This window comes from Larkinella fluvii (assembly GCF_051857545.1).
GTDB lineage: Bacteria > Bacteroidota > Bacteroidia > Cytophagales > Spirosomataceae > Larkinella.
This window is the reverse complement of the sequence record NZ_JBPZHB010000004.1, coordinates 538,850-554,843: the sequence shown is the minus strand read 5'-3', so window position 1 is coordinate 554,843 and position 15,994 is coordinate 538,850. Positions and strand designations below refer to the sequence as shown.

Here is a 15,994-nt window from a genome sequence, read left to right as displayed (position 1 = left end):
ATGGCACTGAATCTCAACGAGGAAGCAACCCTCACCCTCAAAGCCCAGACCGGCCAGTTCAACACCGAAATGAAGGCGCTGGACGACCGGAGTAAAGAGCTGCTCAAAACGCTCAAAGAGATCGAAAAAACCGGTCCCGGTAAAAAATCCGAAGAGTGGCGGGCGGTAAAGGACGAGCTCGACACTACGCGCAAGGCGAGTGAAGCCCTGCGCAAGGAAGTGGACATTACGACCCTGAGTTACGGGCAGTTGGAAAACCACGTCAAGCAACTGGCCCGGGATTTGAAAACGCTCAAGCCCGGCACCGATGAGTTCGTGGCCGCATCGGCCAAACTCCAAACGGCCCGCACCTACCTGGAACAGGTCACCACGTCGGCCAAAGGCGTGAGCACCGCCAGCAAGCAGGCGGCCAAAGACTTGACCGATGTAGCCGATTCGGCCCTGACGTTCGGGGAATTGAAAACCAAGGTCGAGCAGCTCAAAACCAAACTCGACACGCTGTCGCCCGCCAGCAAGGAATTCATCACCACCGCCCGCCAACTGGCCACCACCCAACGCGCCTACGACGACGTCAAGGACGCCGTGAACGAGGCCACCCAGGCACTGCACAAACAGCTCATCGAAGCCAAAAACAGCGACCTGACCTACGGCCAACTGGAGACGAAAGTGAAGCTGCTGAATGCGGAGTTGAAAAAACTCAAGCCCGGCACCGAGGATTTCATCAAGGCCAGCAAAAACCTGCAACAAACCGAGAAGGATTTTGAGGGGGTGCAGAAACAGGTGAAAGGGGTCCAGAAAGAATCGGAGGAACTGGCTAAACCCACGATCTGGCAGAAGATTGCCAGTGGCGTCAATACCGTCTCCACAGCTTTCAAAGCTCTGTTCGCGTTACAGATCATCGGCTACATCGTCGATATCGGCAAGTCCATTTTCGAGACGACTGCCAAATTTGAAAAATATGAGAAGGTCCTGACTACGGCCTTCGGCGGAAATGTCAAAATGGCCAGGGAATCCGTTGCCGCTCTCAAAGAGTTGGGAGCCCAGACGGCTTTCTCCGTCGACGAATTGACCGACGGCTACGTCAAACTGGTCAACCGGGGCATCCGACCCAGTAAAACCGAAATGGTGGCGCTAACCGATCTGGCAGCCTCCCAGGGCAAAACCTTTGATCAATTGGTCGAAGGGCTACTGGATGCGGCCACGGGGGAATTTGAACGGCTGAAAGAATTCGGTACGCGGGCTTCAAAAGCGGGCGAAGAAGTCTCTTTCAAGTTCAAAGACGCCCAACTGGTGATTAAAAATACCGGCAATGGCTTTGATGTTCTGGACAAAGCGACGGGCAAGGTGGTCAACACCTTTAAAAACCAGGAAGACGCGACGCTGGGGGTTATGACGGCCTTGGGAAAAATGGATGGCGTGGGCGGACAGAATGCCAAGATGATGGATACGCTCAACGGGAAATCCAGCAACCTGGGGGACTCCTTCGATGCCCTAAAAGTGGAACTGGGAACGGGCCTGCGTCCGATTTTTATCGTTATTCTGGAGTTAATCGGCTATTCGATCCCGATTTTGAGTGTGCTTGGGAAGGCCATTGGTACGGTGTTATTGGTTGCTAAAAGCTTCGCAATCGGCCTGGTCGAGACTTTCACCAACACGGGTCAAATGCTCTACAGCCTGGCACAAGCGGCCTGGCAGTTGTCGCAGGGGAATGTAGAAGGGGCAAAAAAAGCCTGGGACGAAACTAAAAAGTTTGGCGCGGCTGCACTAAGCTCCATGCAGGAGAATACCAAACTGGGCGTAAAGCAGATCATCGATACCTGGAAAGACCCGAATGGGGGCGTTGCTGCCGAGTTTGCCGGAAAAGACCAGGGCAAAAAATTCCAGGGGGGCCTGACCGACGAGCAGAAAAAAGCCATCAAGGAGCGGGAAAAAGAAGCCGAAAACGCCCGCAAAAAGGAAGAAAAAGACCATGAGCAGCACCTGGAGGAGGTCAAAAAAGCCAACGAAAAGGCGCTGAACGAGCTGGCGAAAATTGAAGCCGACACCCACATTGCCTCCATCAAGGACGAGGAAATGCGGGAGATGACCAAAATCATGGTCAAACGCGATCAGCGGGCCGAGGAGATCATGCGCAGCCTGGCGAGTGAGAAACTCAAGGACGCCCAGCTCAAGGCCCTGAACGTGGAACTGGAAGCCGATCTGACGCGGGTTCACGCCGACTACACCGAAAAGCGCCGGAAGAAAGCCGAGGAAGAAGAAAAACGCCGACTGGAGGTCGAGAAAATGATCATCGCCCAGCAGCAGCAGGCCGAAAACGCCCTGTTCGACTGGCGGGAACTGATGGCCCGGGGCAACGCCGACAAACTGGCCACCATCCACAAAGAGCGGGCCGACAAACAGCTCCAGCTCACCAAAGACCGGCTCGACGCCGAGGAAGCCGCCGAACTGGCCAAAGCCGCCCGCGATGCCACCACCACCGAGCAGGCCGAAGCCGCCCAAACCGCGATCCGCAGTCGCTACGACCTGGAGCGCAAACTGGCCACGGCCAAAAACGCGGACGAAATCCTGAAGATCGAGAAAGAACTGAAGGAGAAGAAAAACGCGGTCTGGACCGAAGCGGGCAACGCCTTCAGTGCGCTGCTGAAGGGAGACCTGAACGCGTTTGTGGGCCACCTGGACAAAATGGTGCAGGGCGAAAAGGAAGCCTGGCAGAAGCGGCTGGCGGAGAACATGGCCCAGTATGAAGCCGTGGCCCAGATGGCGACGGCGGCTGTGAATTTTTTGAACCAGCTCGAACAAAAGAAGGCCGAAAAAGCCATCGCCGAAGCCAAACGGGAACGGGACGAAAAGGTACGGCTGCTCAACGATCAACTGGCCACCGAGAAAGTCGCCCAGGATGCCGCCGAAGCCGAAAAACAGCGAATTACCCAGCAATCCAACGACCAGATTCAGGCGATCAAATCCAGTTCCCAGCAAACGATTGCGGCCCTGGAGCAACAGTACCGGGAGCTGTCGAGCAGCCAGGAAAAACAGAAGCTGGAGCAGCAACTGGCGGGCTATAAGGAGAACGCGACGGGCAAAACCCAGGCAGCCCAGGAAACGGCCGCCGATGCTATCGAAGCCGCTCAGCGGGAAGCCAAAGAAAGTATAGCGGCTGCCCAGCAGGCCGAAAAGGAAACCATCCGGTCGGCTACCAACGAGAAGGATCAAAAGATCGATGCGGCCGAAGCAGCCCGCGACGCCGAGATTGCGGCCATCAATAAACGCAAGGACATCGACCAGGCTACGCGGACGCAGTTGCTGACCGAAGCCAAAGCGAAGTTCGAGGCCGAGAAGAAAATGGCCCAGGACGAGGCCCAGGAGAAAATTGACCAGGCTAAAAAAACCGCCCAGAATCAGCAGCAGCAGGCCGAAGAAACCGCCAAACTGAAAGCCGAACTGGCCAAAGACACCCAGGACGCCGAGCTGAAAGCGATCGAGGCCGTGCAGAAGGGAGATGAAAAAGCGGCCAAAGAGATTCTGGCCAAGGCCAGGGAAGACCAGAAAGAAAAGATTCGGCTGGCCAGGGAGGAAGCCGACAAAAAGATCGAGGAAGCCGAGAAGGAGAAGCGGGAAAAACTCAAGAAGGTGGAGGCCGAAAAACAGGCCCGGGTGCAGAACCAGAAGGAGTTGAACCGCTCGATCGAGGCCGAAAACAAAAAAGCCGCCGACACGGAGCGGGCGGCCAAGGAGAAAGCCTGGAAGGCCCAGTAGAAAGCGGATATTGCCAGCGCGGTGATTGCCGGAGCCCTGGCTGCGGTGAAGGCCCTGGCATCGGGCTTTTTTCCGGTCAACATTGCCTTCGCGGCCGCCACGGCGGTGGCCACCGGCGTACAGATTGCGATGATCAAACGGCAGAGCCCGCCGTCGTTCGACAAGGGCGGTTTCATTCCCCAGGGTGGACGGCACGGCTCCACCTACGGAACCGGTGGCCTGGCGATCATCGAGCGGGAAACGGGGCGGGAACAGGGCGAAATGGAGGGCGGGGAGGCCATCATCAGCCGCGAACAAACCCAGGCCAACCTGCCGCTGATCCGGCGCATGTTTGCCAACGCCCGCACCCCCGGACGGCGAAACCAACCGGTGGCTCCCATCGACCGCGACCCTGTCTTGCGCGACCCGGTCGGGCGCGACCCGGAGCCACTGGGCTTTCGGGACGGGGGGCTACTGGCTCCCCGGCGCTGGAAACAGCCGATGTATGTGTACGGGGGCGTGGTGGGCCGCACCACCCCGCGCCGGTACGAAGACGGCGGTTTTTCGGAGTCGGAAGGCAGCTCGGACGGCGGACAGAGCTTCAACGAAGCCGAGGCCCGGGCGGCCAGCGAACGCGCCGAAGCCCAGGGCAAGGAGCAGCTCCAGTTGCTGACGGCCATCAAAGACGGCGTGCAGTTGCTGGTCACCAACCAGGCGACGGCTTTTCAGTCCCTGGAATCGGGCCTGAAGCAAACCCTTTCGTCGACCTCGATGATGGACCGGCTGGCGCGGATGCAGGCCACGGCGACGCTCACCACGGCCATGGGGCGGCTCAGCGACGAGCTGGTGCTGGCCATCGCGCAGACGGCCCGGCAGCAAAACAACGACATCGAGCGGCTGGCCACCGGGCTGGCGCTGGGACTGACCCAGTTGGAAACGGGCCTGAAAACCGCGATTACCGAGCAGGGCACCCAGACGATCAACGCCCTGGCTTTGAGTCGGCTGAGCCAGACCCTGGGCCTGAGCAGCCTGGGGCAGAACCTGATGAAAGCCATCGACGAACTGGAAAAACAGAACGCCCGGGAACTGGCGCTGCTGCGGCTGACCAACAGCACCGGTTTTGCCAGTTTGCGGAATCAGTCGAAAAACGACTTCGACGCCCTGGAGCGGGTGCTGGAGCAGACTGGCGATAAAACCGTGCAGACGATCCGGCTGGCGAGTCTGGCCAGCCAGTTGACGCTGACGAGCCTGGAGAAAGCCACCGTCCGGTCGCTGGATGCGCTGAGCCAGGATGTCACGACCGCCCTGGACGCGCTGGGCGTCGACGTGACCGGCGGACTGGATCAGCTCAGCCAGGGGACTCAGAAGAGCCTGTCGGCCCTGGGTGGCCAGACCGAAGCGGCCCTGAAGGCATCGGCCGACCGCACCACCCGATCGCTCGACACGCTGTCGGTGGAAGTGCGCGGCCTGAAGGGTAGCATCAACGCCGTCGAAGGAGCCGTGCACCAGGCCCGCAACGCCACCCACGGTGTGGAAGGGGCCATCTGGGCGACCAACCAGGCCGGGCGACTGGAGACCCTGATCGGTGCCATTTCGACCCTGGGCGGCTGAGCCCCGGGGTTTTGTTTTGCCGGGGGGAAGGGGTATATTTGACCACCCTTCTCCTACCCTCCCGGATTCAGCGTAGTCTTTTCAACCCCCTTTACAATACCCATGCTAAAACGCATTACGTTGTCCGTACCCAAATACCTGAAAAAATTCCTGGAAGGCGAATTCAACGCCCAGGACGGGATTGTGCACGTGGAAAAATGGAGCGAGGTCGGCCAGTTGATTCACCTAGTGTCGCGCCCCATTCCGTTCACCCAGGTCGAAGCCACGCCCACCGGCTGCACGGTCACCTTCCGGTACTACTGCCGGGAGAAATCCTACAACATTTCGCCCAACAAAAAGAAAGCGCTGGTCCGCCAGCTCGACGAAATCTTCCGCCGGTCGCTGATCTGCGAGGTCCGAAAGGTGCACGAACTGGCGGGCACCAGCTACAGCCCGTTCATCCGGGACTTCCTGGGTCGCTACGGCATTGACGACGAAGATGTCGATTTCGAGACGATCCGGAAGATTTACCGCGACTATCTGGCCCGAAACGATCAGAAAAACCGCAAAATCCGGGAAAATTTTCACCTAAAAAGTCCGGCTCTGGCCTAGAAAGTCCGGCTCTGGACCAGTAAGTCCGGCTGGTGCGTAAAAAGTCCGGGCAAAAACCGCCTTAGCAGCACGCTGGGGCGGTTTTTGGCGTTAAAACAGGTGCGTTTTTTCGTCCTTTTGGCGACGGTTTCCGGGGCGTATTTTTGACCCATGACCGTTAGCCCCCAACATTTTGGCGTCGACCGAATGCAGCCCAACGCGGGCTATGTACGCACCCTGTGGCTGCTGCGGGAACCGGACGTGCTGGCCGTAATGGAACCGGAGCGTGTAAGCATGACCGTTAGCCCGGCGGGTCTGCTGGCCCGGGTAGGTGCGGTGGTGACCCGCCTACAGCCCCCCAGCCGGACGGCGACCTTTGCCGAGCCCACTCAGAGCGACCGCGCCGGAACGATGTATCTGCCCAGCCTGCAACTCAGCCTGCCCCGCCCCCCCGCCGAACTCGACCGCTACCTGACCGACCACCAGGCGGTGCGCTGGGTGGTTTTCTGGCTGGATTACAATGGCCAGGGCTGGGTGGCGGGCGACGCGGGCAATGGCCTGCGGCTGACCATCGGCCGCCAGCAATCGGAAACGGCGCTGATCAATCTGCAACTCAGCGGCAAAAACTGGCACCCGGCCTGGCGGCTGGCCACCACCGATCTGGCCACGTTGTTTCCGGTGGTCGACTTTGATTATTCGTTTGATCTTTCTTTCAATTCTTAATTATGGCAATCAATCTGACCGCGCTCAAGGAGACGATCGACGAATTACTCCCCAGCTCCCCCCCCACGGCTCCCCGCAGCAACACCGCCGAAACCGTGCGGGACTTCCTGAAACACTTTCTCGATCTGTTGGCCGCTCAGAATTATGTGCCCGACCACGACTGGAGCGGCACCCAGCTCCGCTTTACCCGGGCGGACGGAACGGCGGGGAATTACGTGGACTTGAAAGGGCCGCAGGGGATTCAAGGCCCCAAAGGTGATCCGGGCACGATAACCGCCGGGGCATTGACCCAAAGCGATGGCTGGGATACGGATCTACTGGTAGCCTATACCGCTGCCGGGGCTCTGATCAAAACCCTGTCGCTGCGGATGCTGGGGCTGGCTCCTTCGTCATCGTTGGAACAGCCGTTTTCGCCCACACGGCTGAATATGGCGTTAGGCTCCGAAGTCATTACCATGCTCCTGGGGGGAAAGCTCTCGAACCTGATGGCATTTGGCATCACCAGAGGGCTGTTTGCGGCTCCCACGACGGCGGTGACTGGAACGGCTACCATCACGAGCGCCAACGCCCTGACGGACGACGGGGATAACGTGGATGCCGTCTTAATGGGGGGCGCTGCGGGGGGAACCGTTCAGATTACCTACGCCTTCACCAATCCCCTGCCGGTTTTTTCGCAGGCCGTTTTTCGGTTCTTTCACGTCGAACGATTCCCCTACACGGCAGCCGACGTTTCCAACCTGAAAGTGGAATGGCAGACGTCGGCCAGCGGGACGCCCTTCAGAACGATCCATGACGGAGTATATGCCACCAGGAAGGGCTTTTTTGAAACACCCGCGACTGCCGAACCGGATTTCCCGCTTCGGGGTTTGCGGGTGACCTACACGATTCCCGCTACCAAAACGGTTCGCCTGATGGAGTTGGGCATTGCCCACATGAAACTGGCGTTTGGCCGGGGAACCCTGGCGGAACTGCACCAGCCCAACCTGTTCTCGAAAGCGAATACCTTTTCGGGGGGCACTACCTTCACCGGGGATGTGTCGATGAAACGCCTGACCGCCAGCGGCTCGGCCCCCAGTGCCGCCCCGGGTTCCGGAGCCGGTGGTGGGGGTACGGTTTCTATTATGGCCGGTTCCACCGACATCGCCGGGACGATTACACTCAACGTCGGAACCAGCCCGCCCACGGTGCAGACCGTGGCCACCATCACCTTCGCCAGTGCGATGGCCGCGGCTCCCAAAGCCATCGTCATCAGCGCCCGCAACAACCAGGCGGGCATGAGCCTGGCCCGTTTTTTCATCGCGACCAAAACGGCGACGGCCTGGACCATCAGCTCGACGGACGTAGCGCTGTCGGCCAGCACCACGTATATTCTGGACTATATCATCATTGCGTAAATGGAAAACACGGTTTTAAAGCAATTGGGGCTGGTGATCGATCCGGCGGGATTGATTACCGGGATCGACCTGTCGATTTCCCCCACCCCCCTGCTGGCCGCAGGCATGCAGCGCCGGGTTCGGCTGAAGCGGCTGACCTTCGATGCCGATCTGGAGATCACGGTTATTTTTGAACTGCGGGTCTTCGATGCGGCTGGACAGGACCTGTTCGAGGCCGTTCAACGCGACGGAACGCTATCCCCTTCGGTGCAGCGCGAACGCCTGTCGCGTCTTCAACCACTCGAAATCACCCGCACGACCCGCGATTCGTTCCGGGATGCTCAGACCGGGGCGTTGGTGGCTTACGATGCGCCGAACGCCCTTCCGGAAATTCATTTCTTCCAGTCGATGGCCCTTCCGCACTTGCAGGCCCAGGGCTTGCCGCTGACCGGATCGGAACCGTACCTGGTGGTGGTGTATCTGATGCTGAGCAACATTATCCGCGAAAAAGACGCCCTAAACGAATTTTAAGATGGAAAACGGGATTTACGTGCGCTACCTGGAGGAAGATCCCCAAAAACCCGACCGGTGGGTAGTTACCCAGGCGATTACGTACACGACCCTGCTGGGGCCGGTGACTGTTCCGGTGGGTTACGTGACGGATTTTGCCAGCACCCCTACCCTGCTCTGGGGTCTTTTTCCGCCGATCGGGCGGCACAACCGGGCCTCGCTGCTGCATGATTACTGGTATGACCACCGGCTGGGGGAAGCCCAGCTGGGCACGGACCTGGCCCGACGCCTGGCCGATCTGGAGTATTGGAAACGACTGGATGAAGCCGAAGCGGACCGGGCGCTACGCAACCGAATCATGTACTGGGCCTGCCGCTGGTTTGGGCGGAGCTGGTGGGTGAATTAGCGGGTTTTGTGTCCTTTCCTTCCGATTCCGATCCCGTCATTTTCGTACCGCAATAACAGCGTCGACCATGACGGGATCACTCATTTCCGGCCTTTGGGCCATTCACCAGGCTCAGGAAGAAGGCATCAGGGCCGCCCTGCTGGCCAATCAATTCAAACCGTACCTGACGGGCCATCCCGAGGTTTCGGCGGCTGCCATGGCCGCCGTCGATTATACGCCGGAGGGCTACTGGGCCGACCGGCTCAGCGTGGGGGCCAAAGGCGAGGTGCCGGTCATTCCCATTTACGGCACGATGTCGCGGGGCTACTCCTACGACAACTATTTCTCCAATACGTTTCTGATCCGGATGCTGGGCAGCATTGCCGACAACGACGCCAAGAAGGGCGTGATCCTGGATTACAATTCGGGCGGGGGCACCGTCGATTCGACCGATGAGCTGGCGGCCGCCGTGGCGGCTTTGAATCAGAAAAAACCGGTGGTTGCCCTGGTCGGTTTCTGCGCGTCGGCGGCCTACTGGTCGGCTTCGCCCGCCAATGAGATCATCATGCGCCCGGGGCCCACGGTGGCCATCGGCTCGATCGGCACGATGTATATCCACGCCAACTACGCCAAACAACTGGAGCAGCAGGGCGTCGCGGTCCAGATTTTCCGTTCGTCGGGATCGGTCGACAAGGCCAAGCCCAACGCCATTGAGCCGCTCGACGAAAAGACCGTGGCCGACATTCAGCGCAGTCTGGACGTGAGCAACAAGGTGTTCAAAGGGGCCGTGCGGGCGGGCCGGGGCTCGAAAATCAAGTCGGACGACGTCTTCACCGGCCAGGTGTACGGAGCCGCCGACGCCATCCGCCTGGGCCTGGCCGACCGGATCGGGGACCAGCAGGCGGCTTACCAAAAAGTCATTTCACTTTCTAAAAACTATGTCTAAAAACACCCAATCGGGCGGCAGTCTGCTGATGCGGCTGCTGCCCTCGTTTGCCAAATCGTTTCTGGAGAATGCCTCCCAGGAAGACGTGCTGAAAGCCGAGCAGGAAGCTGCCGTGCTGAACCAGAAATTGGAAGCCGCCCTTCCCGGGGACAAACCAGTCGAAGCGCCTGCCGACCTGGCCACGGCCCAAGCCCGGATCACCCAACTGGAGTCGGACCTGACCGCCCAGCAAAAGATTGCGGGTGAAGTGACGGGCCTGAAAAGCACGGTCACCGAACTACAGGACAAACTGGCTACGGCGGAAGCCGACCGCGACAAGTACAAAGCCTGGCATGACAAACAGAGCGCCAGCGGCACCAAACTGCCGGGCAACGATGCGGTTAACCGCACCCAGCCGGAAACCGCCGAGCTGTCGGCCGCCACCGCCGACGCCCTGGCCCTGCTCCGCAAACGCAAAGCCCTGGTGTAAGCCCGAAGCGGTCACCGTTCGTTTCTTTTTCACTTTTTTCTTTTTTATCCCAATGCCACAAGTACTTGATTTCACCAATTTTCACACCGACCTGCAACGGGTGGTGGAGCAAATGGGCAACATCACCATCATCAACGCGGTGATGGATGGCGTGGCCAGCCTGCGCAACGATTTCTCTACCGAAATTATCCGCGACCGGGGCCTGCTGCTGTCGGTTGAGTTCGTCGATGCCTTCAAAGCCGCCAGCCAGACCTTTACGGGTCAGAAAGCGGTGAACATCAACAGCCGCTACGCCCAGTTTACCGAAGGCGACATCGACCTGGAGATTACCCTGGAGGACATCAAAAAAGCCTACCGCTCCTACCTGGGCTGGGTCATGGAGCTCACCCGATCGGAAGCCGAGATCCGCGACAATCCGTTCGAGCTGTTCTTCGTGCGCCAGATCATTGCCGCCCACTTCCAGTTCGTGCGCACCAAAACCGCCTGGAAGGGCATTTACAACACCACACCGGTGGGGGCCGAAAACATCGCCGATGGCTTCCTGAAACGATTTGCCACCGGACGGGCTGCGGGCGGGGATATTAAAGCCAGCCACGTCTTCGACGGTGAAGACACGCTGACCGATGCGAACACCTACGAGCAGGTCAATGGCCTGGCCCAACTGATGGTTTCCACCCGGGAGGACCTGCTGAACGTGCCGCTGAACTTCTATCTCTCGCAGGTGACTTACGACAAGTACCGCCGGAACCGCCGGACGCTGTTTAAAGAGCACGTGGGACCCAGTGAGCAACCGGCTACGCTCGACGATTACTCGAACATCCGGTTCGTGATCGATCCGGGCCTGACGGGTAAAAATACGATGGCCATCACGCCGAAGGAGAACCTTAAATTCATCGCCAACGAAGCGCCGGGCGTCTACTCAATCAGCATCGTGCGGCAGGTGAAAAGCTGGCAGCTCTCCATCCGCGTGTCGGTCGGTTTCGACTACGCCAGCCCCGACCTGCTGTTTATCAACGACCAGATCTAACCGATCTCCCGTTGATCAGCCCGCCCCGATCGGGGCGGGCTCTCTCCCTATCGTATTTTCAAATCCCTTTTATTTTTTCAATTCCATGAAAGCAGTTAAAATTATTTTCGGGCTGAGCCTGATTATGCTCAGTGCTCTGGTGACCCAGGCGACGGGTAATGTGGTGGCCGGTGTGGCCGTGATTCCAGCGGTTTCGTACGGCGTGCAGGCCCTGACGGGTTTTGCCCTGTTCGACGGCAGCGGCCTGGCACTGGGGGCGCTGGCGGCCCTGAAAAAACCCAAACAGGGCGTGGCCAACCCGGGCGGTGGCCGCCGGTTGTTTCTGGCGCCGATCGACATGATCACTACCGACTGGCCGACGCTGGAAACGATCGTCGACGGCGAACTGGCCACGGCCCCCACGATGTCGGCTGCGGTGGTGGGGCCACCTGCCGTGGCGGCCGGTACGTTTGTGGAAGTGCAGGTTTCGGATAACTCCCTGAAGATCGACCACAACATGAAGGGCGCGTCGGGTTACCAGAGCTGGGAACACGCCATCGAGGTCAAAATTGCGGGCTATTCGAAGGAACAATGTGCGGCCATCGAAAAACTGCTTAACCAGGAGGTGGTGGCGGTGGCCACACTCAACGATGGCCAGCGGCAGGTGGTGGGAGCCAGCTTCTCGGGGCTCCAGTTTGAAATTACCCACACGTCGGGGGCAAAAGGTTCGGACCGCCGGGAGTGGACGTTGAAGGCAAAACAGGATGGCTACATGTTTGGCTGCCCGATTCTGGCCGACACCGTCACACTTCCGGGTATTGTATAAATTGTTTTTTCACCGCGCTACAGTCCGGGCCTGCCCGCCTGTAGCGCTTTTTTTATTCGTATGGCAACGCCAACCACCAAAGTAAAAACCGTGCGGGTGCTCTGTGATCCGGCGGTTCACATCGGCATCGGCAGCCGGACCATTCCGGTCGGCGAACTGACGGTCGAGCAGGCCGAACTGGTCGCTTCGCAGCACCCGGGCCGGTATGTCGAAGTTGTTGAAAAGAAAGTTTCACCGGCACTCAGCTTAGAGGCTGAAGCCCCAACGAAAGCGTAATGGAAGAGTTAAAAAGACTGAAAGGAACCCGGGATCTGGCCCGGATGAATCACACCTCGCACCAGACGAAAGAAACAAAGGCCGTGCTCGATGCGGCCGAAGCGGCTTACCAGGCTGCACTGAATCCGGGTCAGGCACCGGCCCCGAAAAAACCGGTTCCCCCGGCGGCTCCAAAAACGCCCCAGGCCCCATCGCGGGCACCGGCCAAAAACGTTACGCCACCGGCTCCGGAACCTGAAAAACAAGCGGAGCCCGCTCCCACCGAGACGGAGCAAACCGCAGATCCGGATGAGATTTCTGACGAAACCACACCCAACGAGGAAACGGCCGACTCATCCGACGAAGCAACGGCTGAAAAAAAAAGCGAATAGTCGCCTTAACCGGTAGCAATCCTTTAAAAGAGCAGCTCATGCTGAAGGCCGATGGTCTTCATCGTGACGCTGCTCTTTTGTCGAATAGCCTGGCTGATTTCGACGATGACGACGTGGCCGGGCGCAAAGCCGTGGTCGACCGGATCATCGAGCTGCGCAGCGCGTGGAAAGCTGTACGGTACGAAATTGAAACCGGCCAGCCTTTCAAACCCGAACCGGTGGCCAGGCCAACGACCACCACCAGCGGGCTGACCGTGGCGGAGATTCAGGTTGAGCTGGGGCGAATCCGGAAGAATATTTCCAAGTACAAAGACAAGCTGGCCGAACGTCCGGATCACAAGAAAGCCGCCGGATGGGAGGCTGAGCTGAACCGGCTGATGGGCCTGCGCGATGCCTACGAAGCGGAGCTGGTCGAGCGAAAATACGCGACTTCCCCGAAAAATGACTAGGCCGAAAAATCGCGGCCTTTTCCAGAACTGTCATTTTCAACCATTTCAATGAGACAGCACAATCAATACCTGATCAAAGTCCAGGAGGAGCTGACGATCTATCAGCGGTTTCTGCTCGACGACCAACTGGAGCTAACCCCGACCCAGTTGGAAACCTTCGAAAAGATCGAATCGGTGCGGGCCTGGCTGCGCGACGGCTTCAGTGACGGCCAAGTGCTGGCCCGGATCAAGCGGGTTTACCGGCTTCAGGAGCGCCGGGGCCGCGAGATCCTGTCGATGGCCTACGCGACCTACGGCGAATTGAAGCTCAGCCGGGATAAGGAAGGCGTCAAAGCGGTTTACGCCGAAATGTTCCGCCAGGCCGCCAAACGGGCCGAAGAAGCGGGCGACTACCGGGCCACGGCGGCCATGCTGAAGGAAGCCGCCAAAATCGACGGCGCTTACGACACCCAGCAGGAGGTCGACACCGAATCGAAGAAAAAACCACAGAAAGTGGTCATCAAAGTGCGAACCATGAACATCAACCGGGGGGAAGCTCAACAATTCCAGGAAGCGATGGGTAAAGAATTCTTTCCAAAAATCCAGGACACCACCCATGAAATCGTCGGATAACGAAGAAGAGCTAATTTTAGAAGTCAATGAAAAACAGGGGCATTTCCTGAATGCGGTCGTTTCGAAGCATTATAAAATGGCAGGCATGGTCGGCGGGCGGGGATCGGGTAAGTCCATCAGCCTGGCCGATCTGCTCAAGATTGCCTCTGAGGAAATGCCGAAAGCCAAATGTGGCTGGGGCGTGAAAACCGTGGCCAAGGCCAAATCGAAACTGACCTCCGGATTGAAAGCCCGCTGGGAAAAAGGCTGGAAATGCTCCGAGTACGATTTCAAAACCGGTCAGGGTGATTACGTGCTCTGGAGAGAACCACCAAAAACGTTTGATCGAGCCTACGAAGCCCCCGATAACTGGGAAAACTGCATCAGTTTTGCCAATGGATTTATCATCGAATTGGAGGGTTTCAAACTCAGCTCGGAGGAAAACCGGGGGGCAAACTTCGATATGTACGTCGTCGATGAAGGCTTGAATTTTAAGAAAGCCTGGTTGACCGTGGTTTTGCCCACCTTGCGGGCCAACCCCGGATTATTTTCGTCTTATCTGCATCACTCTTTTTTCGTATTTTCATCACCGCCCTGGACACCGGACGGCCAGTGGATGTACGAAATTGAGGAGCTAGCCAAAAAGGAGCCCGAAAATTACTACTTCATGGAAGTCAAAACAGTCGATAATCAGGCGTTTTTACCCGCCGATTACATCCCGGATTTGAAGCGGATTTTAATGAAGATGTATTTTGAGGTCGAAGTTTTGGGCAAGCGAATTTCCAAGCTGCCCAAAACCTTCTACCCTTCGTTCAACCGGGAGAAGCACGTGCTGGAGGACCACGATGAAGACGACCGACTACAGCTCGACGGGGCGCTGTTCTATAATTCCAAACAATACCTGGTGGCCAGTTGTGATTTTAACGCCCACTTCACCAGCGCCACCATCTGGCAGGAGGACTACGAATACGGGCGTTTGGTGGACAACGTGTTTGTGAAGGAGGCCCAGGAAGGGGGCACCATGGCCCAGGCGCTGGCCACGGCCATAGGAGAGCGCTACAGTAGCCATACCAAGAAGCGAATCATACTGACCGGGGACCGCAATGGGAAGAATAAGAGTGCCGGTAGTAACCGTACCATGTATGAGCAGGTGGATGCCATCCTGACCGAGGCCGGATGGGATGTGGTGTCGGCACCCATCACCTATAACCCCTTGCACAAGGATAAGCACAACGACATCAACCGGCTGCTGGCCGAGCAGGTGGATGACCAGTGGCGGATTCGCATCGATGGAGTGCGAGCCAAGGCAACGGTGATCAGTATCGAGAACAGCCCGATCCAGCCCGACTACTCGAAGGACAAATCATCCGAGAGCGGAGACGGCGAACAGGAACGGGCGACCCACTTGTCGGACACGGTCGACTACTACATCATCCGGCGGCTCAAGACCGGACTGGCCCGGGCCACCGAAGACTTCGAGATTGAATTCTATTGATCGGTCGGTGCATCACCTAATGCACCGACCGACTTCTCTCCTGCCCTGGAAAAAGACGGGGACTCCCCACGTCTACAGCTATTCGCCAAATTTTTATTTTGGGGATCGCCTAAATGATAAAGGGCGGGGTCAGAATAGTGAAAAGTGCCAAAAAACAAAATTTCTTTTTTGACAACTTACTGAATGACAGACCGAAACACCAAAAATAGGGGCAAAAAAAGTGCAACTTTTTACAAATTCATTAAATCCCTGTAAAACAATCCATTACGCCTTAAACTATTTTTTAATCAGACCTTATCGGTTGGATAAGGTCTGATTTGAATTACGGTTATTTAAAAGAAGTACGCTGAATGTATGCGCCCATCTCATCAATTACCCGGATAACCGTTACGAATTCGTCGATCCCATTTTCCAATAAGGGGCTAATCAAATCAAAGCCGCAGGGCGTGGTGTTCAATTTCCAGCGGCTTTTCGTCAAAAAGCTAAATGCATTGACTTCGACGGCGATTCCTGCCAGCGTCAGTTTCCAGGCCAGCTCGTGGGGATCGACGTTCATGCCTTCAATTTTGGTCTCGAATAAGCGGCCTAATTCGAGTGCCATAATTTGGTTTTTCATTTCATTTCTGGTCATTTTTCTGTTTAACATTTTCTGGATATTCAT

General features: G+C 57.7%; 18 protein-coding genes. 16 read left to right on the top strand and 2 right to left on the bottom strand.

Annotation, left to right across the window (positions count from 1 at the left end):
• The 3 genes from ACS5NO_RS12780 to ACS5NO_RS12770 all read left to right on the top strand — a co-directional run bounded on the left by ACS5NO_RS12780 (nt 1) and on the right by ACS5NO_RS12770 (nt 5,934).
• On the top strand, nt 1-3,753 hold the full coding sequence (locus ACS5NO_RS12780) for a hypothetical protein (RefSeq protein ID WP_439415508.1): 3,753 nt from the start codon (nt 1-3) through the stop codon (nt 3,751-3,753).
• 21 nt (nt 3,754-3,774) lie between these two features.
• Nucleotides 3,775-5,343, top strand: coding sequence for a hypothetical protein (locus ACS5NO_RS12775; protein WP_439415507.1), 1,569 nt, complete (start codon nt 3,775-3,777; stop codon nt 5,341-5,343).
• 102 nt (nt 5,344-5,445) lie between these two features.
• Entirely contained in the window at nt 5,446-5,934 is a 489-nt protein-coding gene (locus ACS5NO_RS12770) for a hypothetical protein (RefSeq protein WP_439415506.1), read from the top strand.
• Here the strand turns inward: ACS5NO_RS12770 and ACS5NO_RS12765 are convergent.
• On the bottom strand, nt 5,931-6,086 hold the full coding sequence (locus ACS5NO_RS12765; protein ID WP_439415505.1) for a hypothetical protein: 156 nt from the start codon (nt 6,084-6,086) through the stop codon (nt 5,931-5,933). The genes ACS5NO_RS12770 and ACS5NO_RS12765 overlap by 4 nt on opposite strands.
• Between ACS5NO_RS12765 and ACS5NO_RS12760 the strand changes: the two genes are divergently transcribed.
• The 13 genes from ACS5NO_RS12760 to ACS5NO_RS12700 all read left to right on the top strand — a co-directional run bounded on the left by ACS5NO_RS12760 (nt 6,085) and on the right by ACS5NO_RS12700 (nt 15,333).
• Nucleotides 6,085-6,636, top strand: coding sequence for a hypothetical protein (locus ACS5NO_RS12760; protein ID WP_439415504.1), 552 nt, complete (start codon nt 6,085-6,087; stop codon nt 6,634-6,636). The genes ACS5NO_RS12765 and ACS5NO_RS12760 overlap by 2 nt on opposite strands.
• Nucleotides 6,637-6,638: 2 nt before the next feature.
• Nucleotides 6,639-8,030, top strand: a complete 1,392-nt coding sequence (locus tag ACS5NO_RS12755; RefSeq protein WP_439415503.1) for a hypothetical protein — start codon at nt 6,639-6,641, stop codon at nt 8,028-8,030.
• Complete coding sequence (locus tag ACS5NO_RS12750; RefSeq protein WP_439415502.1) at nt 8,031-8,540, top strand: hypothetical protein; 510 nt, start codon at nt 8,031-8,033, stop codon at nt 8,538-8,540.
• A 1-nt stretch (nt 8,541) separates the two neighbouring features.
• On the top strand, nt 8,542-8,925 hold the full coding sequence (locus ACS5NO_RS12745) for a DUF1353 domain-containing protein (protein ID WP_439415501.1): 384 nt from the start codon (nt 8,542-8,544) through the stop codon (nt 8,923-8,925).
• Nucleotides 8,926-8,992: 67 nt separating this feature from the next.
• Nucleotides 8,993-9,850 (top strand): S49 family peptidase, encoded by an 858-nt coding sequence (locus ACS5NO_RS12740; RefSeq protein WP_439415500.1) that lies wholly within the window; start codon nt 8,993-8,995, stop codon nt 9,848-9,850.
• A complete protein-coding gene (locus tag ACS5NO_RS12735; protein ID WP_439415499.1) occupies nt 9,843-10,319 on the top strand; it encodes a hypothetical protein in 477 nt (158 codons plus the stop codon). Before ACS5NO_RS12740 ends, ACS5NO_RS12735 begins: the two co-directional genes overlap by 8 nt.
• A gap of 52 nt (nt 10,320-10,371) precedes the next feature.
• Complete coding sequence (locus ACS5NO_RS12730) at nt 10,372-11,346, top strand: hypothetical protein (protein WP_439415498.1); 975 nt, start codon at nt 10,372-10,374, stop codon at nt 11,344-11,346.
• Between the two features lie 85 nt (nt 11,347-11,431).
• Nucleotides 11,432-12,151: a hypothetical protein gene (locus ACS5NO_RS12725; RefSeq protein WP_439415497.1), complete on the top strand. Its 720-nt coding sequence runs from the start codon at nt 11,432-11,434 to the stop codon at nt 12,149-12,151.
• A gap of 60 nt (nt 12,152-12,211) precedes the next feature.
• Nucleotides 12,212-12,427 carry a hypothetical protein gene (locus ACS5NO_RS12720; protein WP_439415496.1) on the top strand — a complete coding sequence of 72 codons (216 nt, stop codon included), beginning with the start codon at nt 12,212-12,214 and terminating at the stop codon, nt 12,425-12,427.
• Nucleotides 12,427-12,798 carry a hypothetical protein gene (locus ACS5NO_RS12715; protein WP_439415495.1) on the top strand — a complete coding sequence of 124 codons (372 nt, stop codon included), beginning with the start codon at nt 12,427-12,429 and terminating at the stop codon, nt 12,796-12,798. Before ACS5NO_RS12720 ends, ACS5NO_RS12715 begins: the two co-directional genes overlap by 1 nt.
• Nucleotides 12,799-12,836: 38 nt before the next feature.
• The gene (locus tag ACS5NO_RS12710; RefSeq protein WP_439415494.1) at nt 12,837-13,247 is read left to right on the top strand and encodes a hypothetical protein; all 411 of its coding nucleotides are present in this window, start codon (nt 12,837-12,839) and stop codon (nt 13,245-13,247) included.
• Between the two features lie 48 nt (nt 13,248-13,295).
• Entirely contained in the window at nt 13,296-13,859 is a 564-nt protein-coding gene (locus ACS5NO_RS12705) for a hypothetical protein (RefSeq protein ID WP_439415493.1), read from the top strand.
• Complete coding sequence (locus ACS5NO_RS12700; RefSeq protein WP_439415492.1) at nt 13,843-15,333, top strand: hypothetical protein; 1,491 nt, start codon at nt 13,843-13,845, stop codon at nt 15,331-15,333. Before ACS5NO_RS12705 ends, ACS5NO_RS12700 begins: the two co-directional genes overlap by 17 nt.
• Nucleotides 15,334-15,661: 328 nt before the next feature.
• Here ACS5NO_RS12700 and ACS5NO_RS12695 read toward each other — a convergent pair whose 3' ends face one another.
• The gene (locus ACS5NO_RS12695; RefSeq protein WP_439415491.1) at nt 15,662-15,949 is read right to left on the bottom strand and encodes a hypothetical protein; all 288 of its coding nucleotides are present in this window, start codon (nt 15,947-15,949) and stop codon (nt 15,662-15,664) included.
• Nucleotides 15,950-15,994 lie beyond the last annotated feature (45 nt).